General features: G+C 69.2%; 21 protein-coding genes. 5 read left to right on the forward strand and 16 right to left on the reverse strand.

Annotation, left to right across the window (positions count from 1 at the left end; translation table 11 throughout):
• Window positions 1–45: 45 nt before the first annotated feature.
• Window positions 46–2688 (reverse strand): DNA polymerase I, encoded by a 2643-nt coding sequence (gene polA, locus ACYSM9_RS20570; protein ID WP_461858825.1) that lies wholly within the window; start codon window positions 2686–2688, stop codon window positions 46–48.
• Window positions 2689–2905: 217 nt separating this feature from the next.
• Between polA and ACYSM9_RS20575 the strand changes: the two genes are divergently transcribed.
• Complete coding sequence (locus ACYSM9_RS20575; protein ID WP_461858805.1) at window positions 2906–3367, forward strand: hotdog fold thioesterase; 462 nt, start codon at window positions 2906–2908, stop codon at window positions 3365–3367.
• 14 nt (window positions 3368–3381) lie between these two features.
• On the opposite strand, the gene ACYSM9_RS20580 is transcribed toward ACYSM9_RS20575, so the two are convergent.
• From ACYSM9_RS20580 to ACYSM9_RS20605, 6 genes are all read right to left on the reverse strand, one after another.
• Window positions 3382–3942, reverse strand: coding sequence for a dihydrofolate reductase family protein (locus ACYSM9_RS20580; RefSeq protein ID WP_461858806.1), 561 nt, complete (start codon window positions 3940–3942; stop codon window positions 3382–3384).
• A gap of 81 nt (window positions 3943–4023) precedes the next feature.
• Complete coding sequence (locus ACYSM9_RS20585; protein WP_461858807.1) at window positions 4024–4245, reverse strand: hypothetical protein; 222 nt, start codon at window positions 4243–4245, stop codon at window positions 4024–4026.
• Window positions 4242–5534, reverse strand: a complete 1293-nt coding sequence (locus ACYSM9_RS20590) for an inorganic phosphate transporter (protein WP_461858808.1) — start codon at window positions 5532–5534, stop codon at window positions 4242–4244. Before ACYSM9_RS20590 ends, ACYSM9_RS20585 begins: the two co-directional genes overlap by 4 nt.
• A gap of 152 nt (window positions 5535–5686) precedes the next feature.
• Complete coding sequence (locus ACYSM9_RS20595; protein ID WP_461858809.1) at window positions 5687–6193, reverse strand: HAD domain-containing protein; 507 nt, start codon at window positions 6191–6193, stop codon at window positions 5687–5689.
• 15 nt (window positions 6194–6208) lie between these two features.
• Window positions 6209–6895: a hypothetical protein gene (locus tag ACYSM9_RS20600; RefSeq protein WP_461858810.1), complete on the reverse strand. Its 687-nt coding sequence runs from the start codon at window positions 6893–6895 to the stop codon at window positions 6209–6211.
• 110 nt (window positions 6896–7005) lie between these two features.
• Entirely contained in the window at window positions 7006–7440 is a 435-nt protein-coding gene (locus ACYSM9_RS20605; protein ID WP_461858811.1) for a VOC family protein, read from the reverse strand.
• Window positions 7441–7572: 132 nt separating this feature from the next.
• Here ACYSM9_RS20605 and ACYSM9_RS20610 point away from each other — a divergent pair, with 132 nt between their 5' ends.
• Window positions 7573–8193: an L-threonylcarbamoyladenylate synthase gene (locus ACYSM9_RS20610; protein ID WP_461858812.1), complete on the forward strand. Its 621-nt coding sequence runs from the start codon at window positions 7573–7575 to the stop codon at window positions 8191–8193.
• Between the two features lie 94 nt (window positions 8194–8287).
• On the opposite strand, the gene ligD is transcribed toward ACYSM9_RS20610, so the two are convergent.
• Window positions 8288–9310 carry a non-homologous end-joining DNA ligase gene (gene ligD, locus ACYSM9_RS20615; RefSeq protein ID WP_461858813.1) on the reverse strand — a complete coding sequence of 341 codons (1023 nt, stop codon included), beginning with the start codon at window positions 9308–9310 and terminating at the stop codon, window positions 8288–8290.
• A gap of 67 nt (window positions 9311–9377) precedes the next feature.
• Here ligD and ACYSM9_RS20620 point away from each other — a divergent pair, with 67 nt between their 5' ends.
• On the forward strand, window positions 9378–10067 hold the full coding sequence (locus ACYSM9_RS20620) for an alpha/beta hydrolase family protein (RefSeq protein ID WP_461858814.1): 690 nt from the start codon (window positions 9378–9380) through the stop codon (window positions 10065–10067).
• Between the two features lie 162 nt (window positions 10068–10229).
• A complete protein-coding gene (locus ACYSM9_RS20625) occupies window positions 10230–12383 on the forward strand; it encodes an amylo-alpha-1,6-glucosidase (protein WP_461858815.1) in 2154 nt (717 codons plus the stop codon).
• A 43-nt stretch (window positions 12384–12426) separates the two neighbouring features.
• Here the strand turns inward: ACYSM9_RS20625 and ACYSM9_RS20630 are convergent, their stop codons facing one another.
• The 7 genes from ACYSM9_RS20630 to ribA all read right to left on the reverse strand — a co-directional run bounded on the left by ACYSM9_RS20630 (window position 12427) and on the right by ribA (window position 19986).
• On the reverse strand, window positions 12427–12576 hold the full coding sequence (locus ACYSM9_RS20630) for a hypothetical protein (protein WP_461858816.1): 150 nt from the start codon (window positions 12574–12576) through the stop codon (window positions 12427–12429).
• A gap of 154 nt (window positions 12577–12730) precedes the next feature.
• Entirely contained in the window at window positions 12731–15331 is a 2601-nt protein-coding gene (gene hrpB / locus ACYSM9_RS20635) for an ATP-dependent helicase HrpB (RefSeq protein ID WP_461858817.1), read from the reverse strand.
• Between the two features lie 49 nt (window positions 15332–15380).
• Complete coding sequence (locus ACYSM9_RS20640; RefSeq protein WP_461858818.1) at window positions 15381–15920, reverse strand: hypothetical protein; 540 nt, start codon at window positions 15918–15920, stop codon at window positions 15381–15383.
• 31 nt (window positions 15921–15951) lie between these two features.
• Window positions 15952–16254 carry a hypothetical protein gene (locus ACYSM9_RS20645; RefSeq protein ID WP_461858819.1) on the reverse strand — a complete coding sequence of 101 codons (303 nt, stop codon included), beginning with the start codon at window positions 16252–16254 and terminating at the stop codon, window positions 15952–15954.
• Window positions 16255–16403: 149 nt separating this feature from the next.
• The gene (locus ACYSM9_RS20650) at window positions 16404–16919 is read right to left on the reverse strand and encodes a flavin reductase family protein (protein WP_461858820.1); all 516 of its coding nucleotides are present in this window, start codon (window positions 16917–16919) and stop codon (window positions 16404–16406) included.
• Between the two features lie 192 nt (window positions 16920–17111).
• Entirely contained in the window at window positions 17112–18068 is a 957-nt protein-coding gene (locus tag ACYSM9_RS20655) for a 5'-3' exonuclease (protein WP_461858821.1), read from the reverse strand.
• A 31-nt stretch (window positions 18069–18099) separates the two neighbouring features.
• Entirely contained in the window at window positions 18100–19986 is a 1887-nt protein-coding gene (ribA, locus tag ACYSM9_RS20660) for a GTP cyclohydrolase II RibA (protein ID WP_461858822.1), read from the reverse strand.
• Between the two features lie 201 nt (window positions 19987–20187).
• Between ribA and ACYSM9_RS20665 the strand changes: the two genes are divergently transcribed.
• The gene (locus ACYSM9_RS20665) at window positions 20188–21525 is read left to right on the forward strand and encodes a BNR-4 repeat-containing protein (protein WP_461858823.1); all 1338 of its coding nucleotides are present in this window, start codon (window positions 20188–20190) and stop codon (window positions 21523–21525) included.
• On the opposite strand, the gene ACYSM9_RS20670 is transcribed toward ACYSM9_RS20665, so the two are convergent.
• On the reverse strand, window positions 21522–22151 hold the full coding sequence (locus tag ACYSM9_RS20670) for a dihydrofolate reductase family protein (protein WP_461858824.1): 630 nt from the start codon (window positions 22149–22151) through the stop codon (window positions 21522–21524). The two genes, ACYSM9_RS20665 and ACYSM9_RS20670, sit on opposite strands and share 4 nt — an antisense overlap.
• Window positions 22152–22238: the final 87 nt, after the last annotated feature.

The following is a 22238-nucleotide window of genomic DNA, read 5'->3' on the forward strand; positions in this document are numbered from 1 at the left end:
CCTCCGAGCAATCAGCATCTGGCTGACAGCTTTAGGAGACACGCCCTAGTGGCCGGCGTCGTACCAGCTTGGTCCGACGCCGATCTGGACTTCCAGTGGCACGCTCAGGTCCGCGGCGGCGGCCATTTGCTCGGTAACCAGCTTCTGCACGGCGGCCCTCTCCCCCGTGGCGACTTCCAGGACGAGTTCGTCGTGGACCTGCAGCAGCATCCGTGACTTCAGGCCCTGGGCCTGGAGTTCGGCGTGGACCCCCAGCATGGCCCGCTTGATGATGTCCGCGGCGGACCCCTGGATGGGGCTGTTGAGGGCAATGCGTTCGGCGTTTTCCCGCAGCTGGCGGTCGGTGCTGGTGAGGTCCGGCAGGTACCGGCGGCGGCCCTCGATGGTGGCTGTGTAGCCGTCCACCCGGGCCTGGTCCACCACGCCGCGGAGGTAGTCCCGCACGGCGCCAAAGCGGTCGAAGTAGTCCTTCATCAGGGTGCGGGCCTCGTCCACGGAGATCTCCAGCTGCTTGGACAGCCCGAAGGACGTCAGCCCGTAGGCGAGGCCGTAGGACATGGCCTTGACTTTGGAGCGCATGGCGCTGGTGACCTGGTCGGTGGGGACGTGGAAGATGTTCGAGCCGACGAACCGGTGCAGGTCCTCGCCGTCCCGGTAGGCCTGGATGAGTCCCTGGTCGCCGGAGAGGTGCGCCATGATGCGCATCTCGATCTGGGAGTAGTCGGCGGAGAGCAGGCATTCGTAGCCGTCGCTGACCACGAAGATGCCGCGGACCCGGCGGCCTTCCTCGCTGCGGATGGGGATGTTCTGCAGGTTGGGGTTGTTGGAGGAGATCCGGCCCGTGGCCGCCACGTTCTGGGCGTAGGTGGTGTGGATCCGGCCGTCCTCGGCCACCGATTTCTTGAGCGATTCGAGCATCTGGCGCAGCTTCGCGGCCTCGCGGTGCGCCATCAGCTGGACCAGGAACTCGTGCCCGGTCTTCTCCAGGAGGTTCTTCAGCGACGCGGCGTCGGTGGTGTAGCCGGACTTGATCTTCTTGGTCTTGGGAAGCTGCAGTTCGTCGAACAGGACGGCCTGCAGCTGCTTGGGCGAACCGAGGTTGACCTCGTGCCCGATGGCGGCGAAGGCCTGCTCCTGGGCCTGGTCGATGACCCGGGCGAGGTCGGCGAGCTGTTCGTCCATCCGGTCCATGTCGATGGCGATGCCGGCGAGTTCCATGTCCGCCAGGACACGGCTGACGGGCAGCTCCAGGGTGGACAGCAGTTCCTCTGCCTTGCGTTCCTTCAGTTCGTCCTCGAAGTACCGGCTGAGGGCCTGCACGACGGCGGCGGCCTGGACGAGTGCGTCGGCTGCGGCCGTGTCTTCCCCGTCGAATGACAGCTCCAGCTGGCCGGCCTTGGCGGTGGCAGCCGGAATGCCGACGTTCAGGTGGTGCTGGGCGAGCTCGGCGAGCTCGTAGGTGCGCCGGTCCGGCTGGATGAGGTATCCGGAAATGGAGGTGTCGTCCACCACGCCCTCCAGTTCCAGTCCCCGGGCGGTGAGCGCCTTCAGCGCCGCCTTGAACCCGTGCAGCACCTTGGGCGCTTCGGGATCGCGCAGCCAGGCGGCCAGCGCGTTCTCCATCTCCGCGTCCTGGCCGGCGAGGTCGAGGTACACCGCGGCGTCGCCGCGGACAATGGCCACGGCGGCCGCATCCTCGCCGATGCGTCCCGGCACGAGATCGACGGCGAGGGCGGACCGTTGCCCGGCGCCGGCAGCCAGGAACGTGGCCAGCTCGGCGGCGGTCGACGGCGTGGCGTAGGCAGGCGCGTCGATGCTTTCCCGCTCCGCTGCCGGGGTGTCAGCGTCGCCGTAGAGCGCGAACAGGCGGCTGCGGATGGTCTTGAACTCGAGCTGGTCGAACAGGTCTTCCAACGCAGCCTGGTCCGGGCGGGGCTGGTAGAGGTCCTCGAGCGTGACGGGAAGCTCCAGGTCCGTGTGCAGCTGGTTCAGCCGCCGGTTCCGCTTGACGTTTTCGATGTTCCCGCGGAGCGCGTCGCCCACCTTGCCGCCGATGGAGTCCAGGTGCTCCAGGACGCCCTCGAGGCCGCCGTACAGGTTGATCCACTTGGCGGCCGTCTTGGGTCCGACGCCCGGGACGCCGGGCAGGTTGTCCGCGGTTTCCCCCACCAGTGCGGCGAGGTCGGAATAGCGGCCGGGGCTGACGAAGTACTTTGCCTCGATGGCGGCGGCGTCCATCCGGGGGATGTCACTGACGCCCTTCTTCGGGTACAGCACGAAGACGTTGTCCGTGACGAGCTGGAACGCGTCCCGGTCGCCGGAAACAAGCAGCACCTCGAAGCCCGCCTTCTCGCCCATGGCGGCCAGCGTGGCCAGGATGTCGTCTGCCTCGTAGCCGGGCATCTTGATGGTCTTGATGCCCCACGCTTCCATGACCTGGGCGATGAGGTCGATCTGCCCGCTCATCTCGCGCGGGGTCTCGTTCCGGCCCCCCTTGTATTCGCTGTACTCGGCCTTGCGGTGTGTGGATTCGTCCGAGACGTCGAAGGCGACGGCGATGTGGGTGGGCTGCTGTTCCTTGATGAGGTTGATCAGCATGGAGGTGAACCCATGGATGGCGTTGGTGTGCTGGCCGTTGGACGTGGAGAACTTGTCCGCCGGGAGGGCGAAGAAGGCACGGAACGCCATGGAGTGGCCGTCCAGCACCAGGAGGCGGGGCTGGTCGGTGATGGGAATCACGGGTGCTTCGGTGGCTGAAACAGACCCAGCGGCGGCGGGCTTGGCGGCCTGGACGGCAGGGACGCCGGCGGAGGACGAGTGCCGGGCCGCGGCCTCCTCGTCAATAGCCTGGGACGGGAAAGGGGCCGGTTTGGTTGTTTCACTCACAGGTGCCAGCCTAGTTGGCATGAGTGACAATTTCACGCCGGGCGCTTTCGCCGAAGAGCTGGCAGCCGCCGGAATTCCGGACCATCTTCATGGCTGGCTGGGCCGGTTCGGCATCGGCGCCCTCGTTGTGAAGATGGGGATCCATTTCCTCGAGATGGGTCCCGAACGGAGCGTGGCCACCATGCCCGTGGAAGGCAACACCCAGGTGGCGGGAATCCTGCATGGGGGCGCGCACGTGGTGCTGGCCGAGACGCTCGGGTCCTTTGCCGCCGGGATGCATGCGGGCCCTGGCCGCCACGCGGTGGGCATCGAGGTGAACGCCACCCACCACCGGTCCATCAGCAGTGGCCTGGTGACGGGTACCTGCACGGCGGTCCATCTTGGCCGGACGCTGGCCACCCATGAGATCGTCATGACCGATGCGAAAGGCCGGCGGCTGTCCACCGCCCGGATCACGAACATGATCAGGGACGACCGCTAAACCGGCAGCACCTGTCAATCCGCCGCGGCGGGGCTTCCGGGCAGCAGGTACCGCAGCTCCACCACGCCCCTGCCCAGGGCGCGGGAGGCAATCAGCTCAAGCGGCGCCGTCGGGCCCTTCAACGGCAGCAGGCGCTTGCCGTCCCCCAGCACCACGGGGATCACCGAGAGGATGACCTCGTCGAGCAGGCCGGCGTCGGCGAACTGTGCGGCAAGGTTCCCGCCGCCCACCAGCCAGATGTTCCTGCCCTGGGCGTCCCGGCGAAGGTCGCCGACGAACTCGCGCACGTCCCCGCGGACAAAGGTGATGTCGGCGCCGTCGGGTGCGTGGTGTTCGTGCCGGGTGAAGACATTGCAGGGCGTGCCCAGGTACGGCCACCTGCCGGGTTCGTGGCGCATGAGCCACGCGTAGGTCTCTCCGCCCATGACAATGCAGCCCACTCCGGCGAGGAAGTCGTTGTAGCTCTCGGCTCCGCCGTCGAAACCGTCAAACTGCAGGAGCCAGCCAAGGTCGTCCGTGGGTGTGGCAATGAAGCCGTCAAGGGACGCGGCAACGAAGTACTGGATACGCGTCATCCGCCCAGCCTAGCCAAGGGCACCCGCGCTGCCCAGAGCCAGTGTGGTGCCGCCCGGCACCGGGCTGGGAGGAGCAGGGGCTTACTTGGAGAAGTAGGGGATGATCAGGTACAGCCCGAAGAGGACCGCGAGCCCGCAGAGGCCGAAGCAGAGGTAGGCGAGGCCGCGTTTGGTGCCGGGTGAGGGCTGGTCCGCGTCGCCGGCGATGGCGGTCAGCCGCACGCCGAGCGAGTAGAGGGTCACCACGACGGCGGCGGCCACCAGCGTGGCGCCGCCAACTGTCAGGAGTTCCAACCACTTCATCGCTGACTCTCCTTGGGGTTGGTGGCGGCGGCCCGGGGGGCATCGGCGGCCTGGGGGTTGTTGGCAGCGGCTTCCGCCTCCGCCTTGGCTTTTGCTTTGGCCTTGGCACGCGCACGCGCCATGGCCTTCTTCTTGGCGAAGCGGACGGCCTGGCCGGCCTCTTCGACCTCGACGGCGTTCTGGTGGCTCACTTCGGACTTGCGCGAGTAGAAGAACATGAAGAGCACGGCCCCGCTGCCGGCGATGGCGGCGATGAGTACGCCCACGACCCCGGTCTTCACCAGCAGCGCCGTCAGGGCGCCGACGATCGCCGCTGCCGGCAGGGTGAACAGCCAGCCAAGCGCGATCTTGCCCACCATGCCCCAGCGGACGGTGGTGCCGCGGCGTCCCATGCCCGAGCCGATGACGGACCCGGAGGCCACCTGCGTCGTGGACAGGGCGAAGCCAAGGTGTGAGGACGCGAGGATCGCGGACGCGGTGCTGGTCTCGGCGGCGAAGCCCTGGGCGGGCTTGACCTCGGTCAGGCCCGATCCCATGGTGCGGATGATGCGCCAGCCGCCGGCGTAGGTTCCGATGGCGATGGCCAGCGCGCAGGCGGTGATGACCCAGAGCTGGGGACCGGAACCGGGGGCCTGGCTGCCGGCGGCGATCAGCACCAGCGTGATGATGCCCATTGTCTTCTGTGCGTCATTGGTTCCGTGCGCCAGCGCCACAAGGCTGGAGGTGAAGATCTGCCCGGTGCGGAAGCCGCCGCGCTTCTGCGTCAGCTTGCTGCCCGTCTCCGGATCGTGGCGCGCCGTCAGGGCGTACGCCAGGCGCGTGCAGACATAGGCGGCGAGGCCTGCGATCACCGGTGCGAAGACGGCGGGGAGGATGACCTTCTGGAGCAGGCTTTCGAGGTTCACGGAGCTGAATCCGGCACCTACCACCGCCGCGCCGATCAGGCCGCCGAAGAGGGCGTGGGACGAGCTGGAGGGGAGGCCCTTCAGCCAGGTGATCATGTTCCACAGGACGGCGCCCATCAGGCCGGCGAAGATGATCTCCGGGGTGATTTGCACACCGCCGGAGCCTTCGCGGATGATGCCGCCGGACACGGTCTTGGCCACTTCGGTGGACAGGAAGGCGCCCACGAGGTTCAGGACGGCGGCCAGTGCCACTGCCGTCCTGGGCTTGATGGCACCTGTCGCGATGGGCGTGGCCATGGCGTTGGCGGTGTCGTGGAAGCCGTTCGTGAAGTCGAAAAATAGTGCCAGTGCGATGACCAGCGCCACCATGAAGGTGATATCCACCTGTTGCCCAATCTGCAGAGTCGACGTTCAGCAGTTTCTCCTACCAGGCTGCCGTGCACAGCATAATTCACCAACTGTTTGCAGCGGAATGTCTTGCGGCGGTGGCCGACCGGCGGGAAACCTTATCGATCGTACGCGTCCGGGGCATGAGGTCAAAACACCGGCCTGGACAGGAAGGCCCGTACGCGGGCCAGTTCGGCGGGTGAAATCCCGCGCCGCGGATCCGGTGACACCGTCAGGATGCGCCGCCCCAGGAAACCGGCCCAGTGCTGGGCTTCGGCTTCGAACGCCAACTGGTCATCGATCCAGGCCACGGTGCCGGGCCGGGTTTCCTCGACGTCCTCCTGGATGGCGGAGAGCTTCCACCAGCCGTTGCCGCCTGCGCTGCCGCCCGCGGTCAGGTACGGCCAGCGGCTGCCGTCCAGGCCGACGGCGGGGCACAGGTATTGGGGCGCGAGTTCCTCCCAGCTGGTCAGCCAGACGCAGCGCAGTCCGGGCGTACGGGCAAGGGAGTTCAATCCCGCAACGAGTTCGGCAGCGAACGCGACCGGCAGCAATCCGGCGTCAGCCTGCTGCCAGGCTGAACCCCAGCCGGTGGCTCCCGTGGGGCCGAAGGGGCAGATGACGCCGTCGACGTCGAGATAGAGCGTGCGTTCCACGCAGCGCGGGCCGTTTCAGCCCTGGTGCAGCTGCGGGGGCCGGGGGCCGGTGTCCAGCTGATGTGCGATTTTCTGCTCCAGCACCGCGACGGTGACGTCCGGCAGGACGATGAGGCCGTCCAGCTCGCGGCGGGCCCTCTTGTAGGCGGCCTGGCGTTCCGCGGCGGTGGCAGCCCCGTTCTCCGCGATCATCAGCAGTTTCCGGGCGGTGGCCAGCCGCTGGCGTTCGGGGCCGCTGAATTTGCTGTCCCTGATGCGCCGGGCCTCCCGCTCCGCCACGTCGAGGGCCACGGCGAAGTTGTTCACCGCCTGCCGGTAGGCCTCCAGGGCGGGCCCCGGCTCCACGTCCGCGGGCGAGGCCGGCCGCAGTCCGTCCGCTTCCCGTTTGGCGCGCAGGAACGCAACCGTCAGGGGTTCGCGCACGTCCGTCATCATCGGAAAGTCGATGAGCTTGCCGACGTCGAGCTCATACTCGAGCCAGCGGCGGTTCGTGGCGTCGTGGGTGGCCATCACGGACTGCACCCCGGCAGCGGAAGCCTTCTGCGCCTCCGGGGCTTCGTTTTCGGGCTTATACAGTTCAACCCTGCGCCGGTAGCGGCGCACGCCGGCGCGGCGCCAGCCGTGTGCCCAGCGGCCGGCAAACGCACTCAGCGGAAACACCAGCCACCATTTGTCTGAAAGGAACTCCAGGAGCGACCTCACCCTTCCATCCTCGCAGTCCGCGGGGGCGGTCTCAAGGCGGCGGAGCAGGTTCGCCGGATGGTACGGCCACAGCAGGCGGACTGCCGGTCATTGGCCGTACCATCCAACTGTCAGGGTGCGCCCGTTGCCGCCTGCCCGCCGTTGACGTTGACCAGCCAGGCGACGCCGAAGCGGTCGGTGCACATGCCGAAAATGTCACCCCACGGCGCCTTTTCCATGGGGACGGTCACCGTTCCGCCGTCGCCGCTGAGTTTTTCGTAGTACCCGCGCAGCTCCACTTCGTCATCGCCGCTGAGCGAGACGGAGATCGAAGAGCCAGAGTGGTACTCCATGCTGTTCGGGGTGTCCGCCCCCATGAGCACCAGGCCCTTGGTGGTGGTCAGCATGCCGTGCATGATCTTTTCGGCTTCAGCCGGGTCTTCGCTGGCCTGGAAGTCACCGAAGGTGCTCATGGTCAGTTCGCCACCGAAGACGGACTGGTAGAAGTTCATCGCCTCCCGGGCGTTGTCCCGGAAGCTCAGGTAGGGGTTAAGGATGGTCGGCATGATGGATCTCCTTCACGTGGCTGGGAACATCGGCAGACAACATACTGCCCCATGCCTCCGGGCACCGGTAGGGGGAAACTCCCCCGGCCAGCCCTGATGCAGCGGAGCCCGCGGGAACGTAGGCTCGGGGGCATGGCCAGATACTTTGACGTTCATCCACAGGACCCCCAGCCGCGCGCCATTGCGCAGGCAGTGAAGATCATCCGCGACGGCGGCCTGATCGCCTACCCCACGGACTCCTGCTACGCCCTGGGGGCGCAGATGGGCAACAAGGACGCCCTGGACCGGATCCGGAGCATCCGGCACCTGGACGACAAGCACCACTTCACGCTGGTCTGCCGGGACTTCGCGCAGCTGGGACAGTTCGTGAACATCGGCAATGACGTGTTCCGCAGCATCAAGGCCGTCACCCCCGGCAGCTACACCTTCATCCTTCCGGCCACGAGGGAGGTTCCCAAACGCCTGCTGCACCCGAAGAAGAAGACGGTCGGGGTGCGCATTCCGGACAACCGGGTGGTCCAGGCGCTGCTGGCCGAGCTGGGTGAACCGCTGCTGTCCAGCACGCTGCTGCTGCCGGACGAAGAGGAACCGATGACGGTCGGCTGGGACATCAAAGAGCGCCTGGACCACCAGGTGGACGCCGTGATCGACGCAGGTGACTGTGGGGCCGAGCCCACCACGGTGGTGGACTTCTCCAGCGGTGTGGCCGAGGTTGTCCGGCGCGGGATGGGCGATCCATCCCGGTTCGAGTAAGCCGTCCCGGGGCACTTTGCCGCCGGCCGAGGTCGTACATGACGACGGCGGCCGGCGTGTCCGTGCCGATGTGCCCCGCTTCGGGGTGTGCGGCTCAGTCCTGCTTACGCGCCCGGCTTGGCTGGACCCGCGGCGGCTCACCCGGCATCTTCGGGTAGTCCGGCGGGAAAGGCAGTTCACCCAGGCCTGCCTTGCAGTCCCGGTCCCACCACTGCAGGAGCGTGTCGATGGTGCCGGGGCTGGCGCCGAAGCCGGCCCAGGGGTCTCCCACCGTCTTGAGCCGGTCGGGCACGGTCAGGATGGTGAAGTTCCTGGGATCCGCCTGCTCCAGTTCATCCCAGGTGATGGGACAGGAGACCGGTGCGTGCGGAAGGGCCCGCGGGCTGTACGCCCCGGCGATGGTGCGGTCCCGGTTGGCCTGGTTGAAGTCCAGGAACACGCGCCGGCCCCGCTCCTCCTTCCACCAGGCCGTGGTCACCTGGTCCGGGATCCGGCGTTCCACTTCCCGCGCCGCGGCGATGACGGCGTGCCGGACGTCCAGGAATTCCCGGGTTGGCTCGATGGGCGCGTAGACGTGCAGGCCACGGTTTCCGGAGGTCTTGATGAAGCAGCCCAGGCCCGCCTCGGCCAGCACGTCCTTCAGGACGAGGGCGGCCGGGACCGCATCGGCGAAATCGGTGCCCGGCTGGGGGTCGAGGTCGATGCGGAGCTGGTCCGGGTTGTCGGTATTTCCGGCCCGCGACGGCCAGGGATGGAACACTACGGTATTCATCTGGACGGCCCAGACCGCGGCGGCCGGCTCATCCAGGACAAGCTGCGCGTGGGACCGTGCGCTCGGGTACACCACTTTGACGGAGCGGATGAAATCCGGCGTGCCCTTGGGCGGGTTCTTGGAGAAGAACATCTCGCCGTCGATGTTGCCCGGGTACCGCTGGAGCGACACGGGGCGGTCCCCGTTGGCGGCGATGAACGCCTCCCCCACCGCGCAGATGTAGTTCACCAGGTCCAGCTTGGTGAGGCCGAGATCCGGCCAGAGGACCCTGTTGGGGCTGGAGATGCGCATTTCCCGCGGCCCGTTGGGACCCTGGACGGTGATAATGGTCTGTTCGCTCGCCATGGGGACAACGTACACCCCGCCCCGGGCCCGGGCGGGGAAAGGCCCGGCGCTCGGGCATGATTGACCCATGCCCGCATCCGACCAGCAGCTGTCCATCCCCGTCGGCGACACCGCCGTGTCCGCCGTGTACGCCCGCCCGGACGCGCCCACCGCCACCGTCGTGCTCGCCCACGGGGCGGGGGCCGGCATGGAGCACCCGTTCATGCGGGGTTTCACCGGCGCCCTGAATGACCTGGGCGTGGCCACGCTCCGGTTCAACTTTCCCTACCGGGAGGCGGGCCGCAAATTTCCCGACCGGCCGCCGCTGGCCGTCGCCACGTGGCGCGCGGTGATGGCTACGGCGGCGGCCCGGGCCGCCGCCCACGGGGACACCGGCCCGCTGTGCGCGGCCGGCAAGTCCTTTGGCGGCAGGATGGCGTCCATGGCCGTTGCCGAAGGGATGGAAGCTGCCGGCCTCGTCTACCTCGGCTATCCCCTTCACCCGCCGGGAAGACCGGAGAAGCTCCGGGACGAACACCTGTACGGGATCACCACGCCCATGCTGTTCCTGCAGGGAACCCGGGACACCTTTGCCACGCCGGACATCCTTGCCGGCGTCGTAGCCCGGATAGGTCCTTCGGCGGTGCTGGAGTGGGTGCAAGGCGGTGACCATTCCTTTGCGGTGGCAGGGCCGAAGCGGCCTGCGGAGGAAACCGGCGCCTCGCTCGCCGGGACAGTGGCGCGTTTCATTGAAGCTAGGTGCACCCCGGGCCGCTGACCCGCGCGAGGGCGGCGCCTGCCGCCCCGTAGCCGTAAGGGCGGCGCCGGCACCCTTACAGGATGGTGGCCGAAGGCGTAGCGTTAGTGCGTGGGGTACGGCGGCGCCTCCCTCAGCCTGGACCCGCCGCCCGCGGCATCATCTACGGGTGGAGGAGCGGGGATGGCTGGATGGAATGCTGACACTGCTGCCGGACCCGTCGGCGCCGGAAACATCACCTTGGTTGAGGGGTCGTGCTTCTGCATCTCCCTGGCCAACGGGGACATCCACCCCGAACAGCCGCACGGCGCTTTCCATGAAGATACCCGCATCCTCTCCCGCTGGGACCTGAGGATCAACGGCATGCCCCTGGAGCCGCTGGCCGCCGAGGTGAAGGAGCCCTACCGGGCCCTGTTCATCGGCCGGGTTCCCCGCTCGGACGGCTACGCGGACAGCCCCTTGGTGGTGGAGCGCCTGCGGGAGGTGGCGTCCGGGATCATGGAGGCGATCACCATCCGGAACTATTCGTCCGAGGCCGCCGAGTGCACGGTGTCCGTCAGGGCTGAAGCGGATTTCGCCGACCTTTTCGAGGTGAAGGAGGCCCGGGTCCAAAGAACCTGGCAGGAATCGCGCCATCACGACGGCGACTCGCTGACCATCAGCGCGGTCTGGCACGACGTCCTCAAGCGGGTCATCGTGCACGGTGAGGGCGCCGTCTCCAACCCCGACGTCCTGACCTACCAGGCGCTGGTCCCGGCGCACGGCCAATGGAGCACGCAGCTGAGCGTGGTTCCGGCCAGCGGCACCGAACCGGTCCCCCACCCGACGCACCGCCACCCCGCAGCACCCGACATCTCCCCCAGCGACCAGCGCCGGAAGGAATGGGTGGCCAAGATCCCCAAACTGCACATGGGCAACCGGTCCATCGAAAGGACGCTGCGGCGCAGCTACGACGACCTGGGCGCCCTCCGGATCCAGGACCCCGCCCATCCGGAACGCATCGTGGTGGCGGCGGGCGCGCCGTGGTTCATGACCCTGTTCGGCCGCGACTCGCTCTGGGCATCGGAAATGGCGCTCCCCGTGGATCCTTCCCTTGCGTTGGGCACGCTGCAGACGCTGGCCGACCGGCAGGGCAAAGTGGTGGATCCGATGAGCGAAGAGGAACCCGGCAAGATCCTGCACGAAGTGCGCCTTGGGGTCTCCAGCGGACTCGCACTGGGCGGCAAGTCGGTCTACTACGGCAGCGTGGACGCCACCCCGCAGTTCGTCATGGGCCTCGGGTCGGTCAGCCGCTGGGGGTTCGCCAAGGACACCATCGCGGCGCTGCTCCCCAACGCGGACCGGGCCCTGGACTGGGTCCGGGAGTTCGGCGACAAGGACGGCGACGGGTTCGTCGAATACTCCCGCCTCAACGACCAGGGCCTGATCAACCAGGGCTGGAAGGATTCATGGGACGGGATCAATTTCGCCGACGGCACCATCGCCAAAGCGCCGATCGCGCTGTGCGAGGTGCAGGCCCTGGTCTACAGCGCGCTGCTGTCCCGGGCGTGGATGGCCTACGACGCCGGCGACGCACCGCTGGCGGCGAAGCTGACCGACGAGGCGGCCCGGCTGAAGAAAAAGTTCAACGAGCAGTTCTGGCTGCCGGAGCGCGGCTACTTCGCGGTCGCCCTGGACCGCGACAAGAGGCCCGTGGATGCCTGCGCCTCCAACATGGGTCAGTGCCTGTGGCACGGAATCGTCGACGACGACAAGGTTCCCGCCGTGGCGGAACGGCTGATGTCGCCGGAGATGTTCAGCGGATGGGGTGTCAGGACCCTCGGCACCGACATGGGCGCCTACAACCCGGCCAGCTACCACAACGGATCCGTGTGGCCCCACGACAACGCCATCATTGCCGCGGGCCTGCTGCGGTACGGCTTCGTCGAAGAGGCGCAGCGCATCTCCACCGCCTTGCTGGAGGCCGCCGACTACTCCAACGGCCGGCTGCCGGAGCTCTTCTGCGGCTTCAGCAGGGAGCAGGTCACCGAGCCGGTCCCGTACCCCACCGCGTGCTCCCCCCAGGCCTGGGCCGCGACCACGCCGATCATGCTGATCACCAGCCTCATGCGTTATGACGCACATGTGTCCCGCGGCGGGTTCTGGATGGACCCGGTGCTGCCGGAGTCCTACGGTGACGTGCACCTGACCAACGCTCCGATCGCCGGGAGCCGGATGACCATCGACGTCGTCGGTTCCGAAGCCACCGTCCAGGGCCTGCCGGAGGGCATCACGTTCCACCGTGAGCACCGGCCGTGGCTCACCGAGCTTATGGCGGAAACCGGGCTGCTGCACTGATGCCCACCGGCTGTTGGGCTGCACGCCGGGGCGGGCCGCGCCGCTACGCAGCGTCCTCGTGCCACCAGCCCTCCCACGCGGAGGACGTGAGCTGCCCGGCCGGGAAACCCTCACGGGCGGTGTCTTCGTGCGCGCGCCATTCCTCGGCACGGCGGCCGTCGAGCAGCAGGTTCAGGGTGTTGAAGAGAAACATCGGTCTGTCCTTTCCAGGTGGTGTATGGACAACGCCGTCCACGTAGGAAAGAGCCTAGACAGGACTTGTTTCAACAGGTCGACGCAAGGTTTCGGTTGTGTATCGGAGTTTTCACGAGCCCGTCCCAAAGGCGGGACAGGCCGGGGAACCTGCGCTATTTCCGCGGCTTGGCCCGTGCGGTGGCCGGTGCGGACCACGGGTCCTCGGGCCACGGATGCTTGGGATAGCGGCCCCGCATCTCCGCCCGCACCTGGGCGTACGGGCCGGACCAGAAGGATGTGAGGTCGCCGGTCACGGCCAGCGGCCGGCGCGCCGGGGACAACAGATGGAACAGCACCGGAACGCGTCCCTCCACGAGCCGCGGGGACTCGGCAAGCCCGAAGCACTCCTGCAGCTTGACGGCCACGACGGGTGCGCCGGCGTCGTCGGAAAGGTCCGGGTACTCGATCCGGACGCGTGAGCCGCTGGGCACCTCAAGCCATTCGGGCGCCAACTGGTCGAGCCGGGCGGCCTCGGGCCACGGCAGGAGGCGGCGGAGCGGCTCGGCGAGATCGATCGAGCCGACCGCCGCTCCCCCGGCCAGCTGCTCCAGCTCGGGTCCAAGCCACTCGTCCAGCCGTGCCAGCAGCGCGGGATCGGAGACGTCCGGCCACGGTTCCCCCAGCTCGCGGTGCAGGAACCCGAGCCTGCGGCGGAGGCCGGCCGCCGCCGTCGACCAGGACAGCGCCCCAAGGCCGGCCGAGTGCAGCGCGCCGGCCACGGCGGCCCGGCCCTGGTCCGGGGTGGGGCGGACCGGCGTGGCGGAAAGCACGATGCCGCCGAGCCGCTTGATCCTCCGCGCGGTAACTCGGCCGTCAGTGAACTGCGCTTCCACCCCCTCAGCCAGCAGGTGTGACGCGGCGGTTGCCGCCATGCCCTCCGCCAGGGGCGCCGCCGCCCGGATGACGGCCCCCGTTCCAGCCGCGTCCCGTCCGCCGGCCCGCGACACTTCGGCGACGGCCAGCCATTCGTGCCCGGCCAGGGTACTGCCTGCGGGCAGCCCGGCACGGGTCCCGGAGGACAGCAGGTACTGTTCGCGTTCGCCGGGCATCCTGCGTGCCACCCGGTCCGGATAGGCCAGGGCGACGACGGTTCCCACCAATTCCGGGCCTCGCGGCGGCGCCGGGGTGACGGGGCCGGCGCCCTGCCGCCGGGTGAGAGCGGCAAGGCGCCTTGATTCCGTGGCCCAGCGCGAGCCGGCGGGCCCCCGGTCCGCCCGCAACTGGTCCAGGAGGCGGGGCAGGTCGGCCCCCGGTGCCCGGTGGTCGCCGGAAAGTGCTGCCACAACGTCGGCGGCCAGTTCCCCTCCCACGGATTCCGCGCCGTCGAGCAGTGCCCGGGCAAGCCGCGGGTCGGCCGGTATGGCGGCGAGGACCCGGCCGGCCGGGGTTGCGTGGCCCTCGTCAGTGACGGCGCCCAGCTCGCGGAGGACCTCGATGGCGTCGGCCATGGTCCGGCGGGGCGGGGTGTCCGGCAGTGCAAGGCCTTCGCCGCCAGGCGCTCCCCAGCAGGCGAGGGCCAGCGCGGCCCCGGTGAGGTCGGCGACGTTGATTTCCGGGGTCACGTGGGCCGGAGCCGCCCCGTAGGCCTGCTGGCTGTAGCACCTGATGGCCTGTCCGGGGGCCTGCCGTGCGGCTCGGCCGGCGCGCTGGTCCGCGGACGCCCGGGAGCAGGACACCGTGACCAGTCCCGTCATTCCGCGGGCGGCGTCGCGGCGCGGCTCCCGGGTCAGCCCGGAATCAATGACCAGCCGGACGCCGGGCACCGTCAGCGAGGACTCGGCAAGGTCCGTTGACACGATGATCCGCGGAGGGCCGCCGGGACGGCGGCCGGAGACCGCCTGGTCCTGTTCGGCTGCCGCCACCTGGCCATGCAGTTCCAGGACGTCGACGCCAGGGCCCATACGCGAACGCAGCGCTGTGGCAACCTGGCGGACCTCCCGGGCGCCGGGCACGAAGACCAGCGCGTCAGTGCCGGGCTCCGCGCGGAGGGCTGCGGCGTGGGCTTCGGCGGCGGTGCCGGCCACGTGGTCAAGGAACGACGGCGCCACGCCCCGGTCATCCAGCCGGAGCCCGGGCGCCGGACGCCATGACACCTCCAGCGGGTGAAGCACCGAAGGGCAGTCGACGATGGGTGCCGGCGCCCCGCCGTCGGGATCACCCAGCAGGGCGGCGAACGTGGGCGCGTCCAGGGTGGCGGACATGGCGGCAACGGCAAGGTCGCCGCGCAGTTGCCGGACTTCGGCGAGCATGCCGAGCAGGAGGTCGGTTTCCAGGCCGCGTTCGTGCACTTCGTCGAGCACGACGGCGGCTGTCCCGTCCAGGCCGGGGTCTGCCAGCAGGCGGTGCAGCAGGATGCCCGGCGTGACGAATTCGACGCGGGTTCCCGTTCCGGTGTGGCGTTCCCCGCGGACCGTGTAGCCCACCCGGCCTGCGGGCCCGCTGCCGTCCAGGGTAGACAGGCGCCGGGCGGCGGCACGGGCCGCGACGCGCCGGGGCTGGGTGACGACGATCCTGCCCGCTCCGCCGAAAAGGTTGGCGAGCAGCGGTGGAACCAGGGTGGTCTTGCCGGTGCCCGGCGGGGCCTGGACTACTGCGGCGCCCGGCAGCATGCCGCCCTGCAGGGCAGCGGCGAGGGCGGGCAGGGAACCGGCGAACGCCAGGCCGCTGCCGATGGCTTCCAGGTTGAAGGGGTCGTGCGCGGCAGGAGAAGTCATCCGTCCATTCTCCCGGGCCGCAGCGGGATGCGGCGTACGGGGGCCTGCGTCAGGGCCTGCCCTTGTCCTTGCCCTTGGCTTCCTTGGCCTTGTCCGGCAGCGACGGGCCAGGGGCCGGGCCGCGCGGCTCCATGGCGGGCGCGGCGGCAGGAACAGCTGCGTCCTGGGGTGCGGGCTCCTGCTGTCGCGCACCGCTTCCGGCCATGGCCGGTCCGGGGTCCCCGGCATCCGGTGCCGCCGTACCTGCTGCCGCGACCCGGCTGGCGAGGTCCGCCCGGACTGCCTCCAGCGCGGCCTCGATTCCACGGTAGCGGGCGGCTGAAAGGCGTCCGCCGGCTGCGGCGTCGTCGAGGTCCTTTTCGAGGGCCTGGACAGCTGCCAGGGCGCCGTCCGTCCGGTCCTCAGCAACTGCCTGGCTGATGCTCAGCACGCGCACCTGGAAGCCGCGCAGGGTAGGTGCGTCCGCGTCCGGCGGGCGGATGGTTGCTGCGCCCGCCACCAGCGCCGCCGCGACGGCGGCCATGCAGACGAGGATGGCCGCGCGGATGGCCGGGTGCCGGTGGGCCAACGGAGCAGCCGGGCCGGCCACCGCGGCTTCCCGCGCCTTAGCCCGGCCCGCCCTAGGCCGCATGCCTGCCCCGCAGCGGGGCCACCGGCGCTGGGCGGGCAGGAAGGAGGGTCACCACGGCTTCGTCAGCGCGGGAGGGCTGCCCCGCGGGCTCCGGCGTGCGGGCAACAGCCCAATCGATGAGGAGGCGCGCAGCGAGTCGGAGTGCGGTGGCGGCCAGCAGGCCGATTCCCACGCCCAGGAGCACATGGCCGGCCAGATGGTTTCCGGCGGCGGCCGGGCCGCTCCCCGCGGCCACTGCCGCGCCGCTTATCGTCAGCGTCAGCGAAAGGGCCGTTCCGAGTATTGCGCCCATGGCTCCTGCTCCCGTCGTCCAAACTCATCAGCACGCTTAGTAGTAATGCTCAGCAAGCTTACTACCTGATGGTTGTGGCGCAAGGTGCGGAACCAGGCCGGGCGCCTGAAGGATCGGGGAGCGAACGGCCCTTGCCCTCTTCGGGCCCGTCAGCCGGCGGCTTCCAGCAGGCGTTCCGCCGCTGAGATGCCGGCGTAGCGGCCCTTGAAGAACAGCAGCGGCTGCGCATCCTGCCGTGCATCGAGGTGCCGGACCGCCGCCACCACGATGGTGTGGTCACCGCCGTCGTATTCTGCATGGAGTTCGCAGTCGATCCAGGCCAGGGCGTCATCCAAAACGGGGTTGCCCAGCGGCGATTCGGCGTGGCCCACGCCGGCGAATTTGGCCGTGCCCGACCGCGCGAACTGTCCGGCGAGGTGGCGGTGTTCCGCCGGGAGGATGTTCACGGTGAAGGAACCGGCCTGCCTGAGCGCCGGCCAGGTGGTGGACGTGCGGGCCGGGCTGAACGTGACCAGGGCCGGCTCCAGCGAAAGGGAGGCAAAGGACTGGCAGGTAAAGCCCGCAGGCCCATCGGGGGTGGTACTGGTGATAACCGTCAGGCCGGTGGCAAAGGTCCCGAAAATGTCGCGAAGCCGGCGGGGAGCGAGATCTGAAGTGACTGTCATGCAAGTGGCCTCTCATCTGGATCGTCACCCCACCAAACCACCGTCCTTCCAGCCTGTTCAAGCGGCCTGACATGGGCGGACGCGCGCCGCAACGCATTGTCACGCGCGTCAACAGGGCGACATTTACCCCGGGTCCGGGGGCCGTTTTTCGTCATGAAGAGGCCCCTCCCGCTGCAACAAGCCGCAACGCGGCTACTCCTGCGGGTCCGGCGCGCCCTGCAGGTCCAGCGCGGCAAGGACCCGGCGGACCGATCCGCCAAGGTTCCAGTCGGTGGCCAGCTGTTCGAGCTGCGAGCGCCGGTCACCGGTCACCGGCTGCAGGCGCGCGCCGGCCTCGGCCAGCGTGGGCAGTTCAAGCGTGCGGACCAGGCGGACGACGGCGGGGGCTGCTTCGAGGTACGTGGCGGCAGCAGAGAGCCTGGCCCGGACAGGTCCGGAGACGCCGCCGCCGGGCACGCCGGCGGCGGCCAGGAGGGCCTCGAGGGTGCCGTGCTTCAGCAGCAGCGACGCCGCGGTCTTCTCGCCGATTCCCGCCACCCCGGGGAGGCCATCGGACGCGTCGCCGCGCAGGGTGGCAAAGTCCGCGTACTGCTGGGGCAGGACCCGGTACCTTGCCACCACCGACTCTTCGGTAATGACTTCCAGGTTCTTCATCCCCCGGGCGGTGTAGATCACCCGGACCCGGCGTTCGTCGTCGCACACCTGGAAAAGGTCGCGGTCGCCGGTGACCACATCCACCGGAACCGCCGCGGTGCTGGCGTAGGTACCCACCACGTCGTCGGCCTCATATCCTGCGGCGCCAACGATGGCTATCCCGGCGAGCTCCAGCACCTGCCGGATCAGCGGCAGCTGTGCCTCCAGGCCATCGGGCACCACCTCGACGTCCGGGCCGTCCGGTACCGCCCGGGCCACCCGGTGCGCCTTGTAGGTGGGGAGCAGGTCCACCCGCCACTTCGGCCGCCAGTCATCGTCCCAGCACGCCACCAGGTCCGTGGCCCGGTAGTCGGTGGTGAGCCGGGCGATCATGTCGAGCAGGCCGCGGACGGCGTTGACCGGCGTGCCGTCGGGGCGCCGGATGGTGTCCGGCAACCCGTAGAAGGCGCGGAAGTACAGCGAGGCGGTGTCGAGCAGCATCAGGCGCTGGGGCATACCTGATCCTGACACGGAAATGGCCCGAAGGTCAGCCGCGGCGGGCCTGTCCGGCGGGTATCTGGAACGATGGGGCCGTCACGCCCAGGCCAAGCAGCCCCCGGCCGGCCTGCTCCAGGATCGGGTCAAGGCCCAGGGTGGGGTGGTTCAGCAGGACGCCCACGTCCCGCTGGACGCGCTGGAGCGGGTGCGACAGCCGGTGGACGCTGCCGCCCGAACCGGCCACGGCCAGCCGGACAACGTCCTGCGATGCCTCGGCGCTGAGGGCGAGCGAGAGCCGGAAGGCTGCGCGCTGGTCCGCCTTCAGCCCGGGGCCAGGCCGGACTCCGTCCGCCAGCAGGGCCAGGGCCGCCTCCCAGTGCAGCCGGGCGGTGGCGGCCTGCCCGAACGCCCTGGCATACCGCGCCTGCGCCAAGGCTGAATCCGCCTGCCGGATTTCAGCCCCGTTCTTGATCCTTTGCGCCAGCAGCTGTTCCCGGAACAGCTCCAGGGCGTACTCCGCCGAGCCGAGCGCCACGGCCGGGGCCACGAGGTTCAGCAGGACGTCCATGGGCGCGTGGATCAGCGGTTCCGGGTGGAGCAGGCTTCCCGGATTGCCGGAGCCGCTGAGCTCCGCCCAGTCCATGACCCGGTAGCCGGGGACGAAGAGCCCGTCCGCCCGCAGGTCGTTGCTGCCGGTGCCCCGCAGGCCGTCGGTGTGCCAGGCGTCGAGGAGTTGCAGCTGGGCCAGCGGAACGAGCGCCTGCAGCCGGCCGCCGTCGTGCTGGACGGCCAGCAGCGCCCACTGGGAGTGCATGATGCCGGAAGCGAAGCTCCAGTGCCCCGATATGGCGAAACCGCCGTCGACCTTCCGTGCCGTGCCGACGGGGGCGCTCGTGGCGGCGGCGAGTGGCATCCGCCCGCCGGCGAAAACCTCGTCCTGTACTTCGCGGGGCCACCGGGCCAGCATCCAGGCATGTTCGGCCAGGTGCCCGGCGGTCCAGGCGGTGGACGCGCAACCCCTGGCCAGGCGGCGGATCACTTCGCCGTAGGTCCCGGCGCCCAGCCCGTAGCCGCCGGCACGTTTCGGAGCCAGCAGGCGGAAGACTCCGGCGTCCTCCAGGTCCCGCACCGTGGCCCCGGGCAGCCTGCGGAGCCGTTCGGTGTCTTCGGCCCTGGCCCGCAGCCCGGGCACCAAGGCTGCAGCGCGGCGGAGCATCCCGGCATGATCGGGCGCAGCTTCGGCGCCGGCCACCGCTGCGGCCGCGGCGTGCGTGCCAAGATCCAGCGTGTGTCCGGTGCGGTCGCGCTTGGCGGCGAGGTACCGGGAGTTTGCTGCGGACAGATGGACCCCGGTGGGAACTCTTTCGTTGATGCCGATGCCCAGGGCCGCCAGCTGCGCGGCTTTGTCCGGATTGTTGCTGAGCAGCCGGACCGAGGTGGCGCCGAGGGCTTCCAGCATCTGGGCGGCAGCCGTGTAGTCGCGTTCGTCCTCACCGTGGCCCAGGGCAAGGTTGGCGTCATACGTGTCCAGCCCCAGGTCCTGCAGCCCATACGCGTCGAGTTTCGGATACAGGCCAATCCCGCGGCCTTCCTGCCGGAGATAGAGGAGGAAGCCCCCGGCGGCGGCAATGGATTCCACGGCTTCGCGGAGCTGTGGTCCGCAGTCGCAGCGCTCGCTGCCGAAGACATCGCCGGTCAGGCATTCGCTGTGCAGCCTGACGAGCGGGGACGGCGCCGGGCCGTCCAACAGCGCCTGCTCCCAGGGGCCGAGCGCCAGGAGCAAATGCTCTTTGCCGTCGAGCAGCCCGTGGAACGTCATGACCTCCGCTGCTGTGCCGTATCCGTCGGGGAAGCGGAGCGGCACGCTGACCCGGCTGCGGACTGTGGCAGGGGGCCGGGCGGCTGGGAGCGGCGCGGAATGGACAACGGCGGTCATGGGCAGGCCTCGATGCTTGGGTTAGTTGAAGGTTTAAGTAAAGATACGCCTCTTTAGTTCAAGCTTCAAGTAATTTTCCTTCCCTTTCCCCGCGAGCCTTGACTCACCTTCCGTCCGCCGCGAATACTGCTGTGGTCCTACCACAGTTCCGGAACTGCCCGCCATGTACAGGCGGCGCCCCGACCCGAAAGCAGGAGCTTCATGCCCGGCGAGCCGATGACCATCAACGACAATGGCGCCTGGTGCTGGTTCCAGGACGAACGCGCCCTGGTGGACCCCGTTGCCAACACCCTGCTGGTGGGCTCGGTCGCCGCACCCCAGGGCCCTGGTGGCGGCAGTCGCGGCGGCAACATCGAGGTGGCAGTCCTGGACCTGGCCACGGGCCAGAGCCGGGTCCATGTCCTGCACCACCGGCTGGAGCCGGACGACCATGATGCCCCTGCTCTGCTGATCCGGCCGGACGGCCTCTACCTGGCCATGTATGCCAAACACAAGACGGACAACTACTCACGGTGGCGGATCTCGGTCCGCCCGCACGACGCATCGGAGTGGGGACCGGAGCAGTGCTTCGACTGGACGGAACTGGCCGGCGGCCGGGGTGCCACCTACTCGAACCTGCACCGGCTGGACGCGGAGGCGCGGGTCTACAACTTCGTCCGCGCCATCAACGACGACCCCACCCTCATGGTTTCGGAGGACGACGGTGGCATCTGGCGCTTCGGCGGCAAGCTCTTCACGCGTCCCAAGGTCGGCTACGTCAACGGCTACACGCGGTACTTCGGCAACGGCACCGACCGGATCGACCTCATCACCACCGACCACCACCCGCGGGACTTCAACAACAGCATCTACCACGGCTACATCCAGCGCGATGCACTGCACGACGCCCAGGGCAGGGTCGTTGCCAAGCCTCTGATCGGGTCGGCCGGCGTCGACCAAAGCACCCTTACCACCGTCTTCAGGGCCGGGACCCGCATCGGCGGCGACGTCCTTACCCACGGCTGGACGGTCGACCTGCGCGGCCAGGGGCCTCAGCTGGCGGCCATCATCAGTTGCCGCGCCAACGACGTCAACGGGGCCCTGGAGCGTGAGCAGCTGCTCGACGTCGATGACCACCGGCTGCTGTACGCCCGGTATGACGGCACACAGTGGGCGCTGCATCCGCTGGCAGCTGCCGGCCCGGCGCTGCTTCCCCACGAGCAGGACTACACCGGCCTGGGCGCCGTGGATCCGCATGACCTGGACCGGGTCTACGTCTCCACTCCGGTCAGCCCGCTGACCGGCGAAACCACCCCGCACTACGAGATCTACTGCGGCCGGACAACGGATGCAGGCGCCGGTTGGGCGTGGACGGCAATCACCGCCGGGTCCGAAGTGGACAACCTTCGGCCGATGGTCCCGCCTGGAGACCCGTCGGTGGACGCCGTCTGCTGGTTCCGCGGCAGCATGCGTTCGTCACAGGATTACCAGACCGAGGTGGTGGTGCTCAGGCAGGATGGCGGCACCCCACAGGATTCCCGGGCGCCAGAGGATTCCTAGGCGCCGGGGTTACTGCCGCCGGTGGCCGGCGGACCGTCGATCACGCGGGGGATGTACTCGAGCAGCTGCAGGCCGCCGTCGAACGTCCTGCTCTCCACCATCTCCAGCGCGACGTCCGGGTACCCGTCGTAGATCCGCTCACTGCCGGTGCGCCCGGTGATCAGGGGAAAGACCACGAGCCGGAACCGGTCCACGAGGCCTGCCGCCAGCAGGGAGCGGCCCAGGCTCAGGCTGCCCATCGTGCTCAGGGGCGCGGTGGCCGTGCGCTTCATCTCCCGTACGGCCTCGACGGCGTCCCCTGCCACCAGCTCCGAATTCGGCCACTGCAGCGGCGCCTTGAGCGTGGAGGAGAAAACGATTTTCGGCACGGCAGCCAGGCCCGTCAGGGCCGCACCCTCATCGGCCGAGAACTCCGCACCGCCGGCGGAGGCCTCCTGCGACATCCCCGACATCAGGCGGTAGGTTTTGCCGCCCAGCAGGAAGGTGTAGTTCTTCTCCGCCTCCTGCTGGAGCCAGGCAAGGTACTCCGGCCCCTCCAGGCCCCACCACCCCGGCCACCCTGTACCGGAAGCGCATCCATCCAAAGTGACGATCAGGTCCACCATCAGCTGGCTCATGGCCGCCATGCTATTCCCGGCCACCTGCGTGTACAAGGGACCGCGTTGACTCATTGAAAACATCCGCGTAGTCCGATTCGTTGCCTCATTTGAAAA

This window comes from Arthrobacter sp. C152, from assembly GCF_054890965.1.

What these genes read in the sequence shown, in the direction of transcription:
- polA (WP_461858825.1), bottom strand. Translation starts at nt 2,688, where the DNA reads ATGGCGTTCCGTGCCTTCTTCGCCCTCCCGGCGGACAAGTTCTCCACG.
- ACYSM9_RS20575 (WP_461858805.1), top strand. Translation starts at nt 2,906, where the DNA reads ATGAGTGACAATTTCACGCCGGGCGCTTTCGCCGAAGAGCTGGCAGCC.
- ACYSM9_RS20580 (WP_461858806.1), bottom strand. Translation starts at nt 3,942, where the DNA reads ATGACGCGTATCCAGTACTTCGTTGCCGCGTCCCTTGACGGCTTCATT.
- ACYSM9_RS20585 (WP_461858807.1), bottom strand. Translation starts at nt 4,245, where the DNA reads ATGAAGTGGTTGGAACTCCTGACAGTTGGCGGCGCCACGCTGGTGGCC.
- ACYSM9_RS20605 (WP_461858811.1), bottom strand. Translation starts at nt 7,440, where the DNA reads ATGCCGACCATCCTTAACCCCTACCTGAGCTTCCGGGACAACGCCCGG.
- ACYSM9_RS20610 (WP_461858812.1), top strand. Translation starts at nt 7,573, where the DNA reads ATGGCCAGATACTTTGACGTTCATCCACAGGACCCCCAGCCGCGCGCC.
- ligD (WP_461858813.1), bottom strand. Translation starts at nt 9,310, where the DNA reads ATGGCGAGCGAACAGACCATTATCACCGTCCAGGGTCCCAACGGGCCG.
- ACYSM9_RS20620 (WP_461858814.1), top strand. Translation starts at nt 9,378, where the DNA reads ATGCCCGCATCCGACCAGCAGCTGTCCATCCCCGTCGGCGACACCGCC.
- ACYSM9_RS20625 (WP_461858815.1), top strand. Translation starts at nt 10,230, where the DNA reads ATGGCTGGATGGAATGCTGACACTGCTGCCGGACCCGTCGGCGCCGGA.
- ACYSM9_RS20630 (WP_461858816.1), bottom strand. Translation starts at nt 12,576, where the DNA reads ATGTTTCTCTTCAACACCCTGAACCTGCTGCTCGACGGCCGCCGTGCC.
- hrpB (WP_461858817.1), bottom strand. Translation starts at nt 15,331, where the DNA reads ATGACTTCTCCTGCCGCGCACGACCCCTTCAACCTGGAAGCCATCGGC.
- ACYSM9_RS20645 (WP_461858819.1), bottom strand. Translation starts at nt 16,254, where the DNA reads ATGGGCGCAATACTCGGAACGGCCCTTTCGCTGACGCTGACGATAAGC.
- ACYSM9_RS20650 (WP_461858820.1), bottom strand. Translation starts at nt 16,919, where the DNA reads ATGACAGTCACTTCAGATCTCGCTCCCCGCCGGCTTCGCGACATTTTC.
- ACYSM9_RS20655 (WP_461858821.1), bottom strand. Translation starts at nt 18,068, where the DNA reads ATGCCCCAGCGCCTGATGCTGCTCGACACCGCCTCGCTGTACTTCCGC.
- ribA (WP_461858822.1), bottom strand. Translation starts at nt 19,986, where the DNA reads ATGACCGCCGTTGTCCATTCCGCGCCGCTCCCAGCCGCCCGGCCCCCT.
- ACYSM9_RS20665 (WP_461858823.1), top strand. Translation starts at nt 20,188, where the DNA reads ATGCCCGGCGAGCCGATGACCATCAACGACAATGGCGCCTGGTGCTGG.
- ACYSM9_RS20670 (WP_461858824.1), bottom strand. Translation starts at nt 22,151, where the DNA reads ATGGCGGCCATGAGCCAGCTGATGGTGGACCTGATCGTCACTTTGGAT.